The sequence below is a fragment of the Chitinophaga sp. 9-1-y genome (assembly GCF_059511905.2).
In genome coordinates, this window is sequence record NZ_CM197955.1 from 5546661 (window position 1) to 5568272 (window position 21612).

Annotated in this window: 13 protein-coding genes and 1 pseudogene; 7 read left to right on the forward strand and 7 right to left on the reverse strand. The window is 37.0% G+C overall.

From position 1 onward, the window contains the following. Positions 1-67: 67 nt before the first annotated feature. The 3 genes from AC5ZC7_RS21840 to AC5ZC7_RS21850 are packed head-to-tail and all read left to right on the forward strand — an operon-like array spanning position 68 to position 886. A complete protein-coding gene (locus AC5ZC7_RS21840) occupies positions 68-409 on the forward strand; it encodes a winged helix-turn-helix transcriptional regulator (RefSeq protein ID WP_496158924.1) in 342 nt (113 codons plus the stop codon). A gap of 30 nt (positions 410-439) precedes the next feature. Next, complete coding sequence (locus tag AC5ZC7_RS21845; RefSeq protein WP_496158923.1) at positions 440-682, forward strand: hypothetical protein; 243 nt, start codon at positions 440-442, stop codon at positions 680-682. 12 nt (positions 683-694) lie between these two features. After that, entirely contained in the window at positions 695-886 is a 192-nt protein-coding gene (locus AC5ZC7_RS21850; protein ID WP_496158922.1) for a hypothetical protein, read from the forward strand. Positions 887-914: 28 nt separating this feature from the next. On the opposite strand, the pseudogene AC5ZC7_RS21855 reads toward AC5ZC7_RS21850, so the two are convergent. From AC5ZC7_RS21855 to AC5ZC7_RS21875, 5 genes and pseudogenes are all read right to left on the reverse strand, one after another. Then, positions 915-2119 (reverse strand): annotated as a pseudogene (locus tag AC5ZC7_RS21855) (IS256 family transposase). A gap of 944 nt (positions 2120-3063) precedes the next feature. After that, positions 3064-3336, reverse strand: a complete 273-nt coding sequence (locus AC5ZC7_RS21860; protein WP_496158921.1) for a hypothetical protein — start codon at positions 3334-3336, stop codon at positions 3064-3066. Positions 3337-4476: 1140 nt separating this feature from the next. Next, a complete protein-coding gene (locus AC5ZC7_RS21865) occupies positions 4477-4749 on the reverse strand; it encodes a hypothetical protein (protein WP_496158920.1) in 273 nt (90 codons plus the stop codon). 138 nt (positions 4750-4887) lie between these two features. After that, positions 4888-5442, reverse strand: a complete 555-nt coding sequence (locus AC5ZC7_RS21870; RefSeq protein ID WP_496158919.1) for a redoxin domain-containing protein — start codon at positions 5440-5442, stop codon at positions 4888-4890. A 73-nt stretch (positions 5443-5515) separates the two neighbouring features. Further along, complete coding sequence (locus tag AC5ZC7_RS21875; protein ID WP_496158918.1) at positions 5516-7120, reverse strand: hypothetical protein; 1605 nt, start codon at positions 7118-7120, stop codon at positions 5516-5518. Positions 7121-7577: 457 nt separating this feature from the next. Between AC5ZC7_RS21875 and AC5ZC7_RS21880 the strand changes: the two genes are divergently transcribed. Then, complete coding sequence (locus AC5ZC7_RS21880) at positions 7578-10229, forward strand: outer membrane beta-barrel protein (RefSeq protein WP_496158917.1); 2652 nt, start codon at positions 7578-7580, stop codon at positions 10227-10229. Between the two features lie 27 nt (positions 10230-10256). Here AC5ZC7_RS21880 and AC5ZC7_RS21885 read toward each other — a convergent pair whose 3' ends face one another. Next, positions 10257-12863, reverse strand: a complete 2607-nt coding sequence (locus AC5ZC7_RS21885; RefSeq protein ID WP_496158916.1) for a prolyl oligopeptidase family serine peptidase — start codon at positions 12861-12863, stop codon at positions 10257-10259. Positions 12864-13150: 287 nt separating this feature from the next. On the opposite strand from AC5ZC7_RS21885, the gene AC5ZC7_RS21890 reads away from it, so the two are divergent. After that, a complete protein-coding gene (locus AC5ZC7_RS21890) occupies positions 13151-13411 on the forward strand; it encodes a hypothetical protein (protein WP_496158915.1) in 261 nt (86 codons plus the stop codon). A gap of 167 nt (positions 13412-13578) precedes the next feature. Here the strand turns inward: AC5ZC7_RS21890 and AC5ZC7_RS21895 are convergent, their stop codons facing one another. Then, positions 13579-16392: an alpha/beta hydrolase family protein gene (locus AC5ZC7_RS21895; protein WP_511911270.1), complete on the reverse strand. Its 2814-nt coding sequence runs from the start codon at positions 16390-16392 to the stop codon at positions 13579-13581. A 298-nt stretch (positions 16393-16690) separates the two neighbouring features. On the opposite strand from AC5ZC7_RS21895, the gene AC5ZC7_RS21900 reads away from it, so the two are divergent. Next, positions 16691-20047: a SusC/RagA family TonB-linked outer membrane protein gene (locus AC5ZC7_RS21900; RefSeq protein ID WP_496158913.1), complete on the forward strand. Its 3357-nt coding sequence runs from the start codon at positions 16691-16693 to the stop codon at positions 20045-20047. A 29-nt stretch (positions 20048-20076) separates the two neighbouring features. Continuing rightward, a complete protein-coding gene (locus AC5ZC7_RS21905; RefSeq protein WP_496158912.1) occupies positions 20077-21519 on the forward strand; it encodes a RagB/SusD family nutrient uptake outer membrane protein in 1443 nt (480 codons plus the stop codon). Positions 21520-21612: the final 93 nt, after the last annotated feature.

The following is a 21612-nucleotide window of genomic DNA, read 5'->3' on the forward strand; positions in this document are numbered from 1 at the left end:
GTTACCGGCTTGTTCACTTTTAAGTGAGATACTTACTTTTTTGAAAGCATCACAACCAGCTTGAATTATGCCTGAATTTTTTCATGATAGCAAATTATATTATACGCCCATCGAGTTTGCACTAAAACATATCGGCGGCACCTGGAAGATGCCTATCCTCTGGCGACTACATCTCCGCATCATGCGATACGGAGAACTAAAAGCTGACATCCCACATATCACACACAAAATGCTCACCTCCCAACTCCGGGAACTCGAAGAACTGGGGATGGTAGAGCGGATTGTCTACCCCGTAGCACCGCCCAAAGTGGAGTACAAAATCACCGCTGTTGGCATGCGCGCCATCCCCGTAATACAAACCATTATGGAGTATGGACTGGAGAAAATGAAAGAAGCGGGAGTGCATTAGCGTTGCAGGGGTTTCGCCTATATTCAGGTTATGAAAAAAGCACGTATTCTATTGATGATGATTGCGTTGTCCGGCCTGACTGGCGGCGCCTTGGCGTATTTTACGCCGAACGTTTATTATAAACCTTTATACGAAGGTGGTGTATGTACCGTGGCGGTAACGCCTTATCAGAGTGTTCTTCCGGATGTGGGGACTAATTTTACGAAAGGGAAGCGAGTGGCGCTGGCGGCAACGCCTGGGGCGTGTGGGTCGTTTATTATTGTTGGGGAGTAAAATTTATTTTTTATGAAAACAGCGAGGATAGCGTTGGGGATGGTGGTGATTGGAGGGATGGTGGCGTTGTTTATTAGTTGGATGGGGAGTGAGAAGAGAGAGCCTCCCAGGGATACATATGTTCCTGTAGTAACGAGTGTTCGGGTTGTAGATAGTTTGATTGTGGATAGGGAGGAGATGATGATTGCGGGGAATAGAAAATAGGGGAGTATCATAAAGTGTGTCAGATTGATTAAAGATTAAGTTTTAATCGATCACTAAATATAATTAATAATTGCGCCAATGTCTGATTCCAGTTGTGTACTGGCTTGTTCCATTTGCACATATATTCTCCTGGACAAGAAATAAGAGTTTCATAAGGGCGTCCTTCGACTGGAAGGCGCCTTTTGATTTGGTAACAGCGCGAAGCTGCCGGTGGAAGCCTTCAATAATATTTGTAGTATACATTATTCCGCGGATGTCTTTGTTGTATTGAATATAGCTACTGAGTCGAGGCCTATTCTTTCGCTAGGATTCGATCACCTTGGGATATCGCCTCAGTTGAAGTCCAATTGATCAAGCCTGCGTTCTGCCTGGTCAGCAGTGGTCACCTTGTAGACATTTTGAAGATCTTTCATAAATGGCTTAACGTCTTTGTAAGAAAGATATTTCTGGGAATTACGTATCTGATGTACAATACAGAGCTGAACTTCGGTCTTGGGGAAAACACTTTTTATCGCGTCGGCAAAGCCCTGAAGATTATCAATACAGGCAATGAAGATATCCTCCAAACTGCGATTCTGTAAGTCGGTCAATACTTGTAACCAGAATTTAGCGCCTTCGTTCTCTCCTATATACATCCCCAGCAACTCTTTGTAGCCCTCCTGATTGAGCCCAATAATGTAATAAACAGTACGGCTGACGACTCGCCCCTCATGGCGAACTTTATAGTGTATAGCACCTAGTCAAACAAAGGGATAAACACGTTCCAGGGGCCGGCTACGCCACTCCTGTATCAATGATAGAATCTTATCTGTAACACGGCTTATTGTGGCCGTAGATGCCCCCAAACCATACATATCCATGAGGTGTTCCCGTATATCGCTGTAACTGGCGCCATAGAGGCAAAAGAAATACTCTTGTAAATTCAGGGCTACCCAAGGATTTTATAATGTTTAGGAATAAGATCAGAGTAGAATGTTCCACTGCAATCACACGCTGAATTAATATCTACCGACCCTAGGACGGTTTTACCAATTTACGCCCTTTGCCATTTTATTATTGTCTTTTCCTTCATCTTCCATATGTGCTTCCAAGTCACCATCCAGGGTGCCCTCAAAGAAGCTCATTCAGCAGCGGCGTTAGAACCCCGTCGTGTGCAAAAAGCGTATCTTTGTTCCTCAAACGACTAGCTGCTAGCTTCTTGAAGAATTCGAAATCAAAGTTTTGCTTTTCCATATTACATTGTCAGTTTAAGTTAAATAACTTTTTGCTGACACACTTTATGTAATAGCCTCAATATTTATGACAAATAATGCGATGAACCATTCGTATCCCTTAAATTCCGCAAAGTAAATTGCACCAAAAGGAAAACGAATACATTAAGATACTTGAGATTATAGCTTCTTCTACACGGGGCCACCCCATAAACTGTGTAAATTGCGAGAACCAGAGTTAATAAGTTGATTCATGCTTTGGTCATGTTTTCAAAAATAGTTTAAAGTAGCCCCGGGGCAATGCCTACTCTCCTATTGGCATTACCCATTTTCATCATCTCTTATGCAAAACTGTAAACATAGCTAATCAATAACCATCAGGTAGATCCAAACTGCTGTTATGTTGATTTTTTTTCAAAAAATTAAGTTATATGGATTAAGATAAGTTGTACAAGTAAATACCTTTATCGATGGAGCGGCAGAAAGTGTAATCCGCGCTCCTAGGAGTTCCGGCACAGTTATAGACAAGAGAACAGCAGTCTGACTTTGATCCCAAATACCAGTTACTTGTCCATCTATAACAGAGGTATTGTACTTATAAAATACGCTGGGTATCCGAGCTGCTTTAAACACCAATACCCCACCCAACAATTGCCAATACGACTAGCATTATTAGTCCAATTTTTGCATATTTCATAGTAATAACTATTTTCTTAAAACTCTGCTTAATAAACCGACTACTCATTTACAGTTTTCAGAGCACTTACTTTAATGTCAATATTTGTAAAGGCAGGGTACGCCATCCTACTACCTTAACTATCCAAACAGAATAAAACATCTATATCAAACTCAGCACCTCCAATTCAAAGCTCAATTCATATCCTATATAATGTAAATCATAAAGTAACTAAGCGTTCACAAAACACTCTTTATAGACATCTTACTCTGTTGTATCTTAGCGTAAATTCAACCGTTCCCAATAATATAAGCAGTACAAGTAGTAACCTTATCTGCCGTTAATGCAGAAAGTGTAATTCTGACGCCGTTAGGTGCTACTGTGGTGGTATACAGGTACGTAGTCGACTGATTTCCATTGCAAATACCAGTTACACGCCCATCAATTACAGAAGTGGAGTATTGGTAGAAATACTTTGGAATTCTACTAGCTTTAAACGCAAGTGTACCTCCCACAACTGCCAATGCAGCTACTACAGTCAATGCAAATTTTTCTTTTCTCATAACGGTGAATGCTTTTTAAATCCAAAAAGCTAACCTTTGGTTAATAAATACGAGTGATTATTCTAATGATATTCGACTTCTTCATTTCTAATACAGTAAGTATACTGATATCCTGACGCGATTCTAACTTATTCGCCAAGTATCGAATGTCCCATTTAAGAACTAAATTGAGATCGACACTAACAAGAATGGGATAGCGCTGTTTCATTTCCAAACTACATGGTTGGAAGCACATAAGCAGTACAAGTAACTACATTCTGAGCGGGTCTAGCAGAAACCGGTATCTCGTGCCCTAAGGGGAAAGGTACTGTTGTAAACTGGAGAGTTATTGTGTGATTCTGATCGCAAATGCCAGTAACTTTACCATTGATAGTAGAACTATTGTATCTATAAAACGTTTGAACATTTCTGTTGGACTTAAATGCCAATGCACCGCCAATAATACTTAACACGGCTAATAACGTCAATGAAAATTTTGCTCGTTTCATAATGATAAATGTTTTTAAATTAAATAAACTAAACTTGATTGATAAACATAACAACTCGTTTACGACTACCACCAGCCTCCCGTTCTTTACGTGATACCTCCGCACAAATACACTATTAATGCATTATTATAAAAAAAATGAATGCTATCATCTGCTTGCTCGACTTCTTCATTTACAAACCAACTCTAATCAAGCCATAAACAAATAAAAATCGAAATTATCCGCAATGCTATCATATGTAGACAATACAAGCTTATTTAGTATTACCCTCATAAACGAAATCGATTCGCGACAATAGGGGACGCCAGTATTTTAATAATAATAATAATAATTACTCCGTTTCTAGATTATTCTTACCGTGCTGAATTACGCATCGACTAAATAAAAAATCTATATAAAGTTAGTGCAGATCGGTGCGTAACGATTTCATTATGATATTTCTTTCCCGAAAAAAAAATCGAGACAATTTCCCCCTCTGCAAACACTCTATCTGGTAGTTAGGCCTGGCATTAGCAATATCGCCTACTAAGAGTCAGGTAAAATTTGCTATAAATATAGAGCCGTCCCAGGATCTCGGGACGGCTCTACTAGTTTAGAAACTGATTTCGGATAGAACCAGGCATTACTATACCAACTTCCTCCTTAACAGTAATTAGTCATTACCTGCAACATAAGTAGTACAAGTAGTTACTTTCTGAGCAGGCAGAGCAGAAACAGTTGTTCTAACACCAGCCTGAGGAATCACTGTTGTAGAAAGTAAAGAAACACTCAGATTCTGATCACAAATACCAGTCACTGCTCCGTCAATAACAGAAGTGTTATATTTGTAGAAAAACTTAGGAGTTCTATTAGCTTTAAATGCTAATGCACCACCAATAACTGCCAATAAAGCTACTGCTGTTAATGCAAATTTTGCTTGTTTCATAATGATAGATGCTTTTTAATTCAAAAAGCTAAACTTTGTTTGATAAACACGCCTACTCGTTTATAATGGTTTTCGGCTTCTCCATTTTCTTGGCCGACTTACTTGCAAGGATATAGTCCGCCGATGTTGCGCAACAAGTTACATTTCAGAAACGTCCTTTATTTGATCATACTTAAGGGCCCCCAAGTAAACTGAATTCAATCTTTTTTTGGCACTATAAATAGCTGTGCACGGAATAGATGTTGTGTTAAAATACTTACCAAATTTGTATTTATAGTCGATACCGATTTTAATATTGTCATACTTACTAATTGTATTCTTGTCATAAAATGATTTCATCTCGGCATATGAATACGCAGTAAGTAAATAAATCTGTATATCTCGAAATAATTTTATGTGCTTTATAATACTTTCAATTTCCGCCTGGCAATATGGACAATACGGACCGAAGTAAAAGAGAACAGTGGGTTTCCCTTCGGGTATATCTGCAATATTTATATAAGTAATACTATCTACCATTAATAACTCCACGTCCGGAAGTAGCTCCCCCTCTTTACCAGAGTAAACAGGAACAACGTAGCTTGCTTTACGATCATTTTCAAAAACAGGATATCCCATTAACTTACACACGCCTACGTAAGAAAGAAAAGTCAGAACACATGCAACAGTGATGAATAAACCAATTTTCTTCATACTAAATATGCACTTTAATATTGTTCAATTATAATATTTTTACCTGCTCCGCGCTGTCTATATGAGAATCTTCCTAAGGTGTCTTTTTCCCATCAAATGCACCTTTCGATGCCTTTACAAGGAACTCCACAAGTAAAAATGCAAAAGACAGGGATATCAAAATAGGGAATAGTTGAAATCGAAGAGCAATAGGTGATGCAAATACACTGAATCCAAAATTCACTGCCCACAATGACATCAACAAGATTACCCCTTTCCACAACTTATTGCAATATCGATACCCGCGTAAAACCACAAAACTGATCAAGCTAAACACCAATACAACATTCATAGTTCCCGTTAGGGTAGGATAGAAATCTAGCGTTGCCACATTAAAATCGTTGAAATAGCATTTAATTTTATTGCTCTTGTAATCAAACCAAACCTTCGCCACTTCATTAACGCTGTCTATATCCGTACTGTAGTGATCCAAAAACTCCACAGGGGGAGCATAATATTTCACAGCGTTGGGAAGCAGATAAAATTTAGCAAATTCAATGGGATAACTTTTAATCAAAAACGATCCATATTCTTTCATTATTGGTCCAACTGTAGCCCATTTTTTTAATGCAGATGCGGTAGAATCATTCTTAAACTCGCCCTCCATATACATGGATAGTGGAGAACTTGGTGCCCACATATAAACTGTGCTAGCAATCAATGCCTCTGAGGGGTGTGTTCTTATATCCCTACTTGAATCGAAATAGTTGCGTACCATTTGATCTAACTTATGTAGTCTCGGAGGCACTTCCTTCCTATTAGCACTATCCACAAATCGATAGGCATATAAGGCATTATTTGCCAGTTGCCAACCAGTAAACGGTGTAAATTGCCGATACCCTGTTGCTTTTTCATACCTATTTGTCGTTGTCCACATAAAAAGTCCAATCAAGAATACACTTAGCAAAAAACCGATAATATTCATTGTTACTTTTCGTCTGACTAACAGCAGGGCAACTATACTTATAACTGGATAAAACAATGCGTTGTATCGTACTGTAAAAGCTACAAAAAGAACAACAGCATTTACTAATATTATCTGTCTGTTTGGCTTATTCATAATCCATATCAACAAAGTAAACCAAGCCAAACTGAGCGCAAGGAAAAAGGAATCACTGGATATATAATTTGCCAGATACAAGTAAGCAGGATTAAACAACATCACCCCAAACAATAGTATCCGGGTTAATTTTGTAGGATTATAAAAATAAAACAACGTGAACACCAATGCCAATGTACTGCATTGCATTAAAACATACTGCAGCACCACAACTACCGTATCGGAATGTGTAAACACACTAATTAAGCGAAGAAACTTTGAATATCCAATTGGATAAGTATTAATAAAAGCATTCTGATAAGCAGCAGTTAAATAAACATAAGAGTCCCCATTTATGAACCCAGCAAATGGATACAAAAACTTAAAAATAATCAACTGCATAAAAATAGCCAGAACAGCGACACGCACAAACCATCTATTAGCAGGATCTTTAAATATATAATCCTTGAATCCAACTGATGGTTCTCCACCTTTGACATTATCTCTTTCTTCAGAATCACTACCCACGACTGTAGGCAAGATATTACTTATCTCTCTTTCCTCCACTGATGTTGATGTTGTAAAATCAGATGTATTCATCGAGCCTTTTAATTTAGCATCAATATTATTAGTAATCTAATACTGTATATGTAACTAGCAACACTACGTCTATGCATAGATGATATCGTGAAATAGATAACAAAAAATTGGAATAAATTATTATTGCAATTAGTTCCTCACTTCTGAACTAGCAGACTATAATGTTAAATAATACCGGTAATATTCCTTCTTATTATTGACATGGTTCATGTTATTTGAGGTTTTTGTAATTCAGCTTACAATCAGTGTTGCCTACTGAGCTTCTATTCATTAAAACAGGTAGTCTATAATGGTTATTTCATTTACTAAATCAAAATTAACGTGAGCCACTGCAATCACCACACAGCGATCTTTTTTTATAAAAACATACAGTTCCAAAAAATAAATAATTTCTGACTACACTGCAATTCGACTGCATTTAAATGATAGAATTTACGGGAACCGGCAATTCCTCAACATGAAGTACATATTAATCTTATTACTCATCGCTCTGTTTACCCTGAAGGCATCCGCTCAGTTGCCTTACATAGTACAAATTAAGGGCAGTATACATGACGAGGAAGCAAATACTGGACTGGCAGATGCTTCAATAATATGTTTATATGCCAAAGACTCTTCTCGTGCAGCGCAAGGATTCTCTGGCAAAAATGGATACTTCATACTTGACAGCCTTCCGCGGAAAAACCTCATTTTGTATATTACATACATGGGATATCAACCGTTAATGTACAATGTAAAAATGGCACCAGGCACGGAAAGCATTGATGTCGGAATTCTTCATATAAAAAGAACCGGCATAAGCCTGTCCGAGATCGAAATACTTCAAACAAAACCTCCTGTTAAACTTACTAGAGATACTATAGAATTTAATGCTAGTCATTTCAAAACCAATAATAATGCGACTGTTGAGGATCTGTTCAAAAAAATACCCGGTATTCAGATAGATCAGGATGGGACTATCCGAATAAACGGTGAAATCGTAAAATCAATTATGATTAACGGATATTCTTCACTGGGCAATGGGGATCCAAAGCTTATAAGTAGAAACCTTCAGTCAGATTTAATTGATAAAATTCAGGTGTTTAATAAAAGTTCTGAAAACATCCAAAATAGCGGGGAAACAGCCAAGTACATTAACATCACTATCAAAAAAAACAAGCAAAACCAAATTTCAGGTGAACTAAGCGCGGCAATCGGCACATCAGATTTATTCGATGCAAAAACATATCTAAGCCGATTCAGAGAACATCAACAAATACTACTATTAGGGAATGGGAATAATACAAATGGAGCTCCAGATATTAATTATATTGGAAGTGGGGGGTTAGCAAGAACTTGGAATGCTGGAGCTAGCTACTTGGAAGATATAAACAAGCAAATAACTGTAAATGCCAATTATTTAATGGATAGTAAACTTAATACTCAACAGCAAAATAGTATCAAAAAAAACTTTATAGGGGACTCTATTCTATCAAGCAATCAGGGCTCAAAACTCAGTAATCGTATGGACAATCATGGCATTTCTGTTCAATTAGACTACAAGCCGGATTCTCTTCAGAAAATAAATTTCTCTTTCAATACACTTCTAAGTCGCAATAGCAACTTATTCTCCAATACATACGCCTCTACCCAGAATGGTAGAAACATTAATAACGGAATTGTGAATAACAGCGAAGAAAATAATACAAAATCATTATCTAGCAACTTTGTTTACGAAAAGAGATTCCGAAAAAAAAATCGTTCATTAAACTTTAATATCGGCTACTCGGCTAATAAAGGTGTTGGATCGAAACTTAACACATCAAGAAATTCGTTCTTTTCTCCTACTGGAGAAAATAGCGAAGACACCATCAATCAGTACATAAATATAAACACTCAGAGTCAAAGAGCATTGTTCTATGTTAGCTATACAGAACCAATCCAAAAAAATGGGTTAATTACTTTTTTTGTCGGCACGAGCCACACAAATGATTCCTATAATAAATCTACATTCGACTTCAATATGACAAACGGATTATATGACAAGTACCTTGATAGTATGAGCAATATATCCAAAAGCGTTGCCAGTCAGCACTGCGAAAGGATAAGCTGGTTTGTAAAAAAAAACAAATTCGATTATTCGGTTTCGCTATCTAGTCTGTTCTATGAACTAAAAAACAGCAATACAAATTTGACAAATATTTCTCTACAAAGCGCAGTATTACTCCCTTCGTTAAACTTTAATTATGTCATCAGCAATAACAAACAACTTCGATTTGGCTATTCAAAAGAAGTTCAATTTCCGGATATTACACAATTGCAACCTTTACCAGATATTAGTGATCCTTTAAATCCCAAGCTCGGTAATCCTAATCTTAAACCCGCAAGTTCTCATGGATTCAATCTATCATATAATACATTCGATACTAAATCCTTACGATCACTATTTCTTGCAATTAATGGCAATCTAAATAGTGACCAAATTACTACTGACATAAAAACTGACTCTATTGGAAGACAAGTAACACAGCCATTTAATCATTCGGGAGGCTATTCCATTACCTTTGACTTTGCCAATGGATTACCTATTAAAAATCGAGCCAACTCTATTAACATCGCCACGAAATCTTCCATCTTGAGATCGCTGAATTATGTGAATGAAACTAAAAATGTTAATGACAAACTATCAATTGCGCAGTCAATTAGCTATAATTCGGAACAGGCAAAATTGTTTGACTATCTAGTTTCTGCCAGCATAAATTATAACAATATTCATTATTCGAGCCCTGTAAACAGCAACACAAACTATCTGACATATGGTGCCACATACAGTGGAAACCTAAATCTTCCTCTTGGATTTACCATCAGTGCTTTTCTCCATTACAGCTATACTTCCGGTCTACCTGCTTCTTACAGCAATAACATCTGGATACTCAATGCATCTGTCTCCAAAATATTGTTTCAACACAAACAAGGGTTGATTACTTTCCAGGGAACTGATCTTTTAAAACAAAATAAGAATATCACCCGTAATGTACAGGCGAACTATATTGAAGACATCCAAACAAATACAATTGCCCCCTTTTTCCTACTTAGGTTTTCTTACTTTTTTGGAAAAATGAAAAATTGAATTAGCCATAAAATATATTTAAAAAAATCATTTCTTATCGCTGCTTGGGGAGGTAATCCATTTCGGTGCATGATAATCACGCAAATAATAATCGAAAAACTGCTTCATTCTCAAACTAAAATCTTCAGCGTCCTTGCCATAAACTCCATGATTTCCTTCATAAAGCAAAAACCAAGACTTTTTCCCGGCATTGCATAACAACCTGAAAAAAATTTGCATATCTGATAGGTTACAGATCATATCTTTCGTAGTGTGCATTAACAATAAAGGAGTATTTATTCTACTAACGTCAAAGAAAGGAGAATTACTTATATACGTCTCTTGTTTCTCCCAAAGCGTTCCATTCATCCGAAACTGACCTACTTCAAATATTCCCTGCATACTTTCACCCGTTCCTGCTAATCCCCCATAACCACTTACCCAATTTGCAATCCCAGAGGCAGAACATGCTGCTGCAAAAAAACTAGTGTGTGCAATAATGTAATTTGTCTGTATCCCTCCCCAACTACAGCCCTGGGCTCCAATTTTCTGCGTATCAACAAATGACATCCTCATTACATACTTCACAGCAGAAACAATAGCATCATAAGTTCCCTTCATAGGATTTCCTACTTGATATCTTATATCTGGACAAAATACAAGATACCCATTACTAACGTAGTAAGGAATGTTAATATCACAACCATTATCCAGAATACTAGGCTTCAAATAAACATTCAAAGCATCCGATTTTTTTTCATAATAATGAAAGATAACCGGATACTTCCTCGTACTGTCAAAGTTCTCCGGCTTATATAAAACTCCTTGCAATTTAGAACTGTCAAGTGATCTCCATTCATGCAACTCGGTAGTATACCAGTTGTAATTTTGTTGAGGCTGAATATTGCTTAACGGCTTAAATGTTTGAAAATTTGTGGTATAGAAAAAATTTGGAGCTTCGTTTGCCCTCATCCTTCTTACAATAAATTTATTTGATTTTAACGCCTTAAGCGGGGCATAGCTCATGCCTGATGGAATATATTTATTTTCTCTAATATCATATACGTAGGGCCCCATACTTAATGAATCAAGTCTCCGTTTCGCGCCAATCCTTGTCTTATAAAAGCCATTTTCCTTAGTATCCAGATTAAAGGCACTTAACAGGAGTGACTCACCTCCTGAAATTCCCCGATACATATACTCATCTAATGCTAGGAAGAAAACGACATTATGTTTTATTCCATATCCCTCAGTCAAATTAATCGGTAGAGTTAATCCTGTAGGATCAATTTGCCAGATGTCTCTCATCCCATATAGCAGGATAAAATCATCATTTTCTCCCCAAGCAGCAATATACTGACCATAGCCTACCTCCTGCCCTCCTTTTAACCAATCTTCTTTGATCCCGTTAGTCAAACATCGTCTATATCCGTTCCTTGTTTCGTAAATAAAATAATTCATTTCTTTATTATCGTAATACACTACATACTTCCCAGAAGGAGATACTTGTACAATTCGATTCTGCTTTATGTTTGCTAATTCCATTCTTCTGTTATCCTTCATTGATATAAGATACCATGAATATTCGCTATGAATATTCCAATTCACTTCGTCTGCAGGCACTGTTACAGCCTGTTGACGTACCAATGCTACTGAATCCTGTATCTTAGGTAGAAATAACCAATCATTTTCACTATCTAATCTAAAAAAATGATAATCAGATAATCGTATAACGCCGGTATAATGTCTTGCAGATTGCTCCATTACTTGTTGTGCTTGTAGTTTGCTATCAATATAACTCCAAACATTTAAAGCAGATTCTCTTCGAGTTTCAGAAGGAATACGTTCAATCAAATTCAAAAATAAGTACTCCCCATTGTTACTGAAAGATGATAAACTTTCAAAAAAAAAAGTGGAATCCAATGGTATATTTAAAAAGTCTATAGTACCATTTCTCAGTTTACAATAACATATAACATTCGTAGCTTCTTTAGAAACCAAAGCAACCTGGCTTTTATTATTATCTTTAACAATACTATTAATCTCTCCCCCGCTCCATATTTGTGACTCTCTATTCTTTGATTTGATAAATAGCTGGCTTTTATACCCCTCCCTTCGCAAAATCAACCGTCCTCGTTTACTCTCTACAAGTGATGTACCTTTTTCATCTTTTTCCGTTGATCTTAAATTTCCTTTAGGGTCAACAAAGACGATTCCTTTACTGGGATCTTTTGGTTGGTATGTTATATGGTCACCGTTAATCCAAAATGACAAAACACCAGGAATATAGTATATGTCAAATCTTCCCAAAGTAACCAGACATAAACTGTCATGTGAATTTATCCAAACTACTTTATCAAGCCTATCTAGGAAAAAGTAATATCCTTTAATTGCAGACTTTATTTCCCATTTCTTCTCAGTACTCCTTAAAACCAATATCCCGTCAGTTGATTCCTGTTGTTTTATGACATACCCACAATATCTTCCATCATCACTAATTTTCAAATAAGCTACGTCTATCCAATCTTTCAAATTGCTAATATCCAAAGGGGGTTTAGAACGAACTGTGGATGTAATACTCTTAAGGTTTATGAGAGATTGCGTTTTCCCATTTATAGATACAAATATGAACAATAGTAATATAATATATTTCATACATCACCTCCAGATTCTTTTGACACCAAAGGAGGAGTTTTAAGTTAAATACTAAAACTGTATTCACACTGCAGCCGGATGATTTAACAAATGCACTGAAGCCAAGTTACAGCACCTTAACCTATCTTCGAGAACAATACCCTTACTCTATATCGTTCCGTTTCTATATATTTAAAATCAATTTTTACAAATTATAGCCAGGTCACGTATATCAATTACTTAATTTTATAACAACTAATTTATAACAACTAAACCTTAGCTTTTGGGTTCTAAAAAGCGGAGCATCTATGCGTAAAAGCAAAATTTTTTTAGCCTTGTTGTTCACGGTCACAATTGCCGGTGGTGCGCTAGCATATAAAGCCAATAGAGAACAACACATTTTCTATTTAGATACAACAACAATGCTTTCCGGTTCTCCGGCCACCGTTTGCGAGTTACCTACAACGTATACCCTTACCGCCAGTCCCGGTGGGGTTAGAACGATCAAAGCCAGTACCGCATCTATCAACGTGCCTTGTCCCGTTATATCAGTAATTCCTACTTTATAAAATGTTTTATAATTAACCCCTTAAAAAGTAGCAATTGTCAGGTGTTAATACCAGGCTTCCATTAATCTACGAAAAAGCAACTGAATCATATCAGCTGCTTTTTTTTATAACTCTTCTATTCTACACATCGATACTTATTCTGAGGTCAAATTAGGTACTCAATATATTTACTTCTGAATATTTTGCATTAATAATCCATTTTCAGGAATAATTAAAACCGAATCCAATTCATACCCATTATCTATTCCTTTTAATCTAGCTGGGATACCTCTAGTCATCCACTTAGGTGCTGCCTTTCCTTTTAAATAATGATCAAAAAATTGGCTCAAGCGTATAGAATAATCCTCTGCCGATTTACCCCAAACACCATGATTCCCATCTGTGTATTCCAGCAACCAAACTTTTTTACCCAATCGACGTAATGCGGTATATAGTTCGAGCGCCTGAGAAAAACGTATGCCAATATCATTGGTTGTATGCATTATTAACAAGGGGGTAGTTACTTTATCAACATATAAAATAGGTGAATTTTTAATATATCTATCCGGATCTTTCCACAAAGAAACCCCCATACGTCCTTGCCCACTCTCATAATACGTTTGATTACTTTGTCCTTGAGTCGGAACATCATTATACTGGCTCACTAAATCTGAAACAGATGAAGCAGAATAGGCAGCTGCAAATAGATTTGAATGCGTAATTAAATAATTAGTTTCATATCCTCCAAAACTACATCCCCCAATTCCCATTCTATCACTCCTTACGAAAGAAAGTCGGGAAACATTGTTGGCTGCAGATACAACTGCATCCATAGTGCTCCCCCCAGGGTTGCCGATAACATAGTCTATGTCTGGGGTAAACACAAGATATCCGTTACTGACATATGTTGGTATGTTGATGTTGCATCCCGAGCTAATATTTTCTGGAATTAAATATTCATTCAATGAAAATGATTTTTTCTCATAATAATAAAATATAATAGGGTACCTTTTTAAAGAATCAAAGTTTTCAGGTTTGTAAAGTACGCCTTGCCCTATTTTACCATCTGGTTTTTCCCAAGCATGCAGTTCTGTACGATACCAATTATACTTCTTTTCCGGGGATACATAACTCAATTGTTTGAAGTGTATAAAATCGTTTGTCAAAAAATAGTTAGGAGCCTCTGTCGCACTCATTCTTGAAACAACATAGGCGTTCACGCTTTTTGCCTTTATCGGCTCTAAATGCGGCTGATACAAATATGGGTTGTCGACAAGTTGATAAATATAATTTCCCATTGTTAACAACTCAGGATTTCCAACTTTATCAATCACCTTCTGAAAAAATCCGTTCTGCTTATTTTGTATGTTAACTGCGCTTAAAATAAGTTTATCTGTTTCTGAAAATACTGGGACAGAAGACTTGAGAAAAGAAATATTGAAAACAATGGAATTCTGCAGTCCATATCCATTTGTTAAATTCACTGGTTGTTTAATTCCCAACGGATCTATTTTCCAAATGTCAAATTTGTCATAAATCAATAACCAGGCATCCTCCTGTCCCCATCCGCAAACACCTCGTGGTGCAATAAAAGCATCCTCTCTATAAAGAAAATTCCAGGCGACATTCATTCCAAATGTAATATTCCGATAAATTCCCGTTTTCATTTCATAGCTAAAATAACTAGATGCTTCATTATCGTAATAAATAACATACTTCCCTTCAGGAGAAATAAAAACCAAGTCGTATTTACCCTGTCTCAACAACACATTCTTATTATCTTTAATTGATCTTACATAATAAGTTCTTTGCCCGGCTGAATTCCAATATGTCTCGAATTCATCTATATCATTCGCAACTTTTCGTAGTACATATGTATCATTATCCCGGCTAGCAGATATTATTGACTCTTTCTCGTTACATATCTGGTCAACATGACGATTATCCAGATTCATGACAAATGACTGTACCGGAGGTATTTGTTCATTCTTCAATTGAAGTGACTGCAGTCTTATATCCAAATAGCTCCAAATATTCACAGTGGAATTCTGAGTTTCCGGATTAACTACATCCTGTTCCAACTTCCGAGCAAAAAAAGAAACGTACTTTCCACTAACACTAAATTCTACACGGTCTTCCAATATCCATGAACTATCCATCTTTAGAGTCGCGCTGTTCACCAATAAACTCATTTGCGCCTTTTTCCGGTCATAAAACCACATAGATTTCCCACTACCGACACCATCTGAAACTATAAATACAACGAGATTGGCAGTCGGATTCATTTGAGTGCTAATTAAACCTTTACCTTTCCAGGCTTTAACCAACTTCCCATTATTGAGATCCAAGAAACTTACTGATTGGCCATTATTCGTGCCATCATCTGTTTGAAGTAGCAAACTTTCACCATCTTCCGAAAAATAAGAACTACTGGTGGGGGCATACTTCTTCTTACTTCCAGAATGGGTATTATATACAATGAGGCTATCAGACGTCTTGTGTTTGAAACAAATCCATTCACCTTTTCCATTCTCAGATGTAAAGAAAAAATTGACACTGGGTATTTTTTCCACTTCTGTGCTACCTAACCTAACGAGAAATAGGGTATCATTGACCAAGTATACGGCTAACCGGCTATCTCCCGTCAACTTAATATCTTTAATGTGATTTAATTTTCTCTGCCAACGACCACTCCCATCTGTTAAGATTGTCGCAAAGCTATTAGTCATTGAGTCATTTTTTATAACGTAAGATATAAATGCCCCATTCTTACTTATCTGAGCATCGTCTACTTGCGTCCATTTTCCGTAAACCGAAGTATCTATTACAGGCTTTGGCGTCTGTATTGGGTATGAGTGGTTATTTGTAACAGCTACTTGTCCATTAACAAGCTTAATACCAGTCAGGAATAATAACAAAAAAAGCATTAAAAAAAAAGACCTCTTCATCAATGAATTATTTGTTGGGTTTTTAAATAATATAATATTAAAAATTAAAACCATAAATTAATTAATAATAATGAAACCATATTGCAGTCATAAGCAAATCTATATTACATAGATTCCTAAAGTAGGCCTTGTCCCCCAATAGACATCTTCGGCCAGATAAATACTACTAGATATACCCTTCTTCATTAATTAAAGTACCAGGAAACATATAAATCCCTACATAAAATAACAGGACACTGAAGATTTTAATAATATGTTAATGAAAACTTCTAGTACGGATCGCTCTCGTCAAGTGTACTTAATAGGCAGCAACTAATTTTTCTTGCAAAAAACATTAATAAAACGGTACTATATGAACATCATTGCCTTCGGGGTTTCTGATCATCGTAAAGGGCGCTTAATAATTGCCATGCTGATTTGCATTTATTACGCCAGTCCTGTACTGGGCATCTCCAATTGCCAGATACAAAAGGTCTCTATATCAGCTAATAATATACCACTAGAACTTGTTTTCCGAAAAATAAAACAGCAAACCGGCATTACCATCTATACTAATCTACCTGAAATAGAATTCAGTGATAAAAAGAAAGTGAGCGTCAACTTTCGGCAAACTGAAATTAACGAGGTAATGACCTTTCTCCTTAATGACAAAAAAGATTTGACATACTCATTAACAGATCATCATATTCTCATTTTTAAGAAATCTGATCTCTTTATGAAAAATCCAATTTCATTCATAAAATCGGATACCACGTCAAATGCTTTTGACTTATCTGGAAAAATAATTGACAAAGATGGCAACCCCATTCCAGGCGCTTCTGTAAAGCTAAAAAATGACCTTAAACATGGTACTATTTCAAATTCCGATGGAGGATTTCGATTGTCAGATGTAAAAAAGGGATCAATTGTTGTCTTTAGTTCCATCGGATTTGAATCAAAAGAAATAAGCAGTGAAAATAAAAACATGCTCATTCAGTTGAATACACATACCAACATACTGGATGAAAAAGTAGTTATTGCTTATGGAACTACTACCAAGAGATTAAGTACTGGCAATGTTAGCAGTTTAAAGGCCGTTGACATCGAGAAACAGCCAGTAAGTAACCCGCTAATGGCATTGCAAGGCAGGGTGCCAGGCATTTTTATTGAGCAAGCAACTGGCTTACCCGGCGCTGGGGTAAAAGTACGTATACAAGGAGTGAATAGTATAAACAGCGGGAACGACCCATTCTATGTTGTGGATGGTATTCCTTTCACTTCTCAATTACTATCAACCAACAATACAATAGGCGGAACCTCTGGGAGTATTGGTATTAGTGGCAGCCCTTTTAATTATCTTAATTCAGCAGACATTGAGAGTATCGAAGTACTGAAAGATGCTGATGCTACAGCAATCTACGGTTCTAGAGCAGCTAATGGTGCAGTATTAATCACCACAAAAAAAGGCAAGGCAGGCCTCACAAGAGTACAGCTAACTTTCCAAAGTGGATGGTCTCACATTCAGAAAAAATTAGATGCATTAGATACAAAAGAATATCTGGCCATGAGACATGAAGCTATAAAAAATGATAATAGCTCTATATCCAGTGGCGATTACGACCTAAACGGTTCGTGGGATACAACCCGTAATGTGGATTGGCAAAAAAGGTTAGTCGGACGTAATGCACAATATACCGATGCTCAATTCAATGTATCGGGAGGCAATACAACAACTCAATACTTATTTGGAGCCGGATACCATAAGGAAACAACAGTATTTCCAGGTCCTTTCTCAGATACCAAAGGATCCGTGCATGTAAATCTAAATAGTAGTTCCGCAAACCAAAAGTTCAAAATTCAATTTACGTCCTCCTTTGTTTTTGATGATAATAAATTACCATTAACAGACCTAATGAATGCAGCACTATCATTGGCTCCTATGGCACCTGAGCCTTTTCTTCCTGATGGCGAGATTAATTGGCAACCCAAGGCCACTGGTGGCAGCACTTTTTCACAAAACCCGCTCGCTCTGATTGCTCAAAGAAGTAAAAATCAAACGAGCAATTTAATCAGCAATGCAATTCTGAGCTATGAAATCATACCTGGTCTCATCATTAAAAGTAGTTTTGGATACAATACTTTATTGACTAAAGAAATCGTCAAAACCCCCAAGTCCATTATTTCTCCGGAGTATAGGCATTACTATCCCAACTATACACAATTTATAACAAACAAAATAGGTTCATGGATAGTAGAGCCTCAGATACAGTACTTAAAAAAAATTAGCCGAGGTGATTTAGAGGTCTTAGTTGGGACGACTATTACTCAACAAAACAGTGATCAGGAAAGTCTAACAGCCCTTGGCTTCAACAATGAATTAGTAATGGAGGACCTGGGATCCGCACCACAGCTATATGGAACCACTCAAAATGCTATTTACAAATACAATGCTGTTTATAGTAGAATATCTTACAACTGGCAAAACAAATACATAGTCAACATTAATGCGAGACGGGATGGTAGCTCCAGATTCGGTCCCAAGAGCCAGTTTCATAATTTCGGTTCTGTAGGGGGTGCATGGATATTCTCACAAGAGCAATTCTTCCAGTCACACATACCCGTTATAAGCTTTGGTAAGCTGCGAGCAAGCTATGGCACCACTGGTAACGACCAAATTCCTGATTATCAGTTCATGGATATCTATAATTCAGTTCCTGTCAGTGGCATTCCTTACCAAGGTTTAATCGGGCTCATGCCTTCACGCATAACAAATCCGTATTTAAAATGGGAAGAAACTAAAAAACTGCAATTCGGGTTAGATCTCGGGTTCATCAAGGATAGAATTTTGCTCGGTGTAAACTATAATCAAAACAGATCGTCTAATCAGCTTATATCAACTATACTACCAAGTATTACAGGATTTAGCGGAATTACGGCCAATTTCCCTGCAGTTATTCAAAATACTGGATGGGAAATAACACTCTCAACTATCAATATTAAATCCAAGCACTTTTCGTGGTCCTCTGGTTTTAACATAACTATTCCAAAGAACCAAATCCTTTCTTACCAAGGGCAAGACAAAAACAATTCCATTTTTATAGGGAGGCCCCTTTCAATCCGTACATTCTTTAATTATGTTGGGGTAAATGATACTACTGGCCAATATCAATTCAAAGATGCAAAGGGCAATCTTACTTATACTCCCTCCGCACCAGCCGATGCGACAGCTATATACAGTTTTGAGCCCAAACTATATGGCGGTTTTCAAAATACCTTCACCTACAAAGAATTTTCACTAGATGTTTTCTTCTCATTTACTAAAAAAATGGGTATAGACAATTCTTCTTATGGCTTGGGAGGAGTATATCCTGGATATTTTATGGGAGGAATGAACAATCAATTAACAAGTGTTCTAGATCGCTGGCGGAGGCCTGGTGATCATGCTACTCGCCAACCATTTAGTACAGGAGTCAACGGTAACTTAGGTTATATTCAGAGTAGTGATGCCTTTGTTGTAGATGCATCTTATATAAGATTAAAAAATCTATCTCTCTCCTGGCAAATGCCAGATTCCTGGAAGAAAAGAATACGACTTCAGAATGCACGATTATTTTTGAATGTTCAAAATTTATTAACGATTACCAGTTATAAAGGGCTAGATCCCGAGTCCACCGGGCTCTCTTTACCGCCGCTAAGAACAGTATCTGTTGGGGCACAGGTTACGCTCTAATATCATTGCCAATAAGTAAAACAAATATCATGACATCGACACGATACTTTAAAAAAATTCCAATTGCAATCAACTTGCTTGTTATAAACCTGTATACTGTTTTGGCTATCACAGGTTGTAAGAAACTGGTCGAGGTAAATGCACCTACTACTGCTATAAGCGCTAAAAATGTTTATACTAATGATGCAACAGCTATTGCAGTAATTACTTCTATATATACTCAAATAAGTTCACGTGGTTTAGTTGGAACAGACCTAAATTCTGTAGGATTTATAACCGGTCTTTCTTCAGATGAACTAACATTCTACACCGGATATGCAGATAACCAATTAAAATCCTATTATCAAAATCGGATACCCACTAATATCTTTGGCTTCTGGTCTGTTATTTACAACGAAATTTATACTTCAAATGGTGCCATTGAGGGTCTCAATAATACAAACTCTTTAACCCCGGCAGTAAGACAACAGCTGTTAGGAGAGGCTAAATTCATCAGAGGTCTCTGCTATTTTTACCTGATAAATCTATATGGGGATGTTCCCCTTATATTGGGAACAGATTATAATCAAAATAAGGTAATGTCTCGCACTCCACAAGCACAGGTTTGGCAACAAATTATTACCGATCTCTCAGATGCCAAATCATTGTTATCTCCTAATTATCTGGATGGCACTCTTTTAACAAAAACGCCAGAGCACGTCAGACCAACAAAATGGGCTGCTACTTCACTTTTAGCTAGGAGCTATTTATATACTGGAGACTGGAAAAATGCGGAAGCACAGGCCAACGATGTCATTAACTCCGGCGCGTACTCATTAGACTCTCTAAACAATGTCTTCTTGAAAAACAGCAAAGAATCCATCTGGCAATTTCAGCCCGTAAATGCTAGCTATACTTCAGAAGATGCAAAAGTTTATATTATCCCTGCCACTGGTTTGTCGAGCGCCACCCCGGTATATCTCAGTTCTCAATTAATTAACAGTTTTGAACCTAATGATCAACGAAAAAAGAATTGGGTTGATACTCTGACCACATCTGATGGTCTTTATTACTTCGCCTATAAATACAAAATTGATACACTTACCTCAGGTGGAGTTCCAACAGAATACAACACTGTATTGCGGCTGGGAGAACAATATCTAATCCGCGCTGAAGCTAGGGCACAAATGGATAATCTGGCAGATGCCAGATCAGATTTAAATGCGATTAGGGAAAGGGCTGGGCTGAAGGCCTCCACATTAAATGACAAATCAGGTTTACTACAGTCCATCTACCATGAAAGACAGGTAGAGTTATTCACAGAATGGGGGCACCGATGGTTGGATTTAAAAAGAACAAAAATGGTCGATGCTGTGATGAGAGTAGTCACCCCCCTAAAGGGAGGAACCTGGAATACAAGCAAGCAACTATACCCCATTCCGCCACTTGACATCCAATTTGATGGAAACCTCACCCAAAATCCAGGCTACTAACAGGTGACTTGCAGAGGGAATTTATTACTACCATAACCAGTATTTAAACCACTATTTGACTAAATAATAAAATAATGCGGAAAGAAATTATTT

What these genes read in the sequence shown, in the direction of transcription:
- AC5ZC7_RS21900 (WP_496158913.1), top strand. Translation starts at nt 16,691, where the DNA reads ATGAACATCATTGCCTTCGGGGTTTCTGATCATCGTAAAGGGCGCTTA.
- AC5ZC7_RS21840 (WP_496158924.1), top strand. Translation starts at nt 68, where the DNA reads ATGCCTGAATTTTTTCATGATAGCAAATTATATTATACGCCCATCGAG.
- AC5ZC7_RS21860 (WP_496158921.1), bottom strand. Translation starts at nt 3,336, where the DNA reads ATGAGAAAAGAAAAATTTGCATTGACTGTAGTAGCTGCATTGGCAGTT.
- AC5ZC7_RS21895 (WP_511911270.1), bottom strand. Translation starts at nt 16,392, where the DNA reads ATGGTTTTAATTTTTAATATTATATTATTTAAAAACCCAACAAATAAT.
- AC5ZC7_RS21905 (WP_496158912.1), top strand. Translation starts at nt 20,077, where the DNA reads ATGACATCGACACGATACTTTAAAAAAATTCCAATTGCAATCAACTTG.
- AC5ZC7_RS21875 (WP_496158918.1), bottom strand. Translation starts at nt 7,120, where the DNA reads ATGAATACATCTGATTTTACAACATCAACATCAGTGGAGGAAAGAGAG.
- AC5ZC7_RS21885 (WP_496158916.1), bottom strand. Translation starts at nt 12,863, where the DNA reads ATGAAATATATTATATTACTATTGTTCATATTTGTATCTATAAATGGG.
- AC5ZC7_RS21845 (WP_496158923.1), top strand. Translation starts at nt 440, where the DNA reads ATGAAAAAAGCACGTATTCTATTGATGATGATTGCGTTGTCCGGCCTG.
- AC5ZC7_RS21880 (WP_496158917.1), top strand. Translation starts at nt 7,578, where the DNA reads ATGAAGTACATATTAATCTTATTACTCATCGCTCTGTTTACCCTGAAG.
- AC5ZC7_RS21870 (WP_496158919.1), bottom strand. Translation starts at nt 5,442, where the DNA reads ATGAAGAAAATTGGTTTATTCATCACTGTTGCATGTGTTCTGACTTTT.
- AC5ZC7_RS21890 (WP_496158915.1), top strand. Translation starts at nt 13,151, where the DNA reads ATGCGTAAAAGCAAAATTTTTTTAGCCTTGTTGTTCACGGTCACAATT.
- AC5ZC7_RS21865 (WP_496158920.1), bottom strand. Translation starts at nt 4,749, where the DNA reads ATGAAACAAGCAAAATTTGCATTAACAGCAGTAGCTTTATTGGCAGTT.
- AC5ZC7_RS21850 (WP_496158922.1), top strand. Translation starts at nt 695, where the DNA reads ATGAAAACAGCGAGGATAGCGTTGGGGATGGTGGTGATTGGAGGGATG.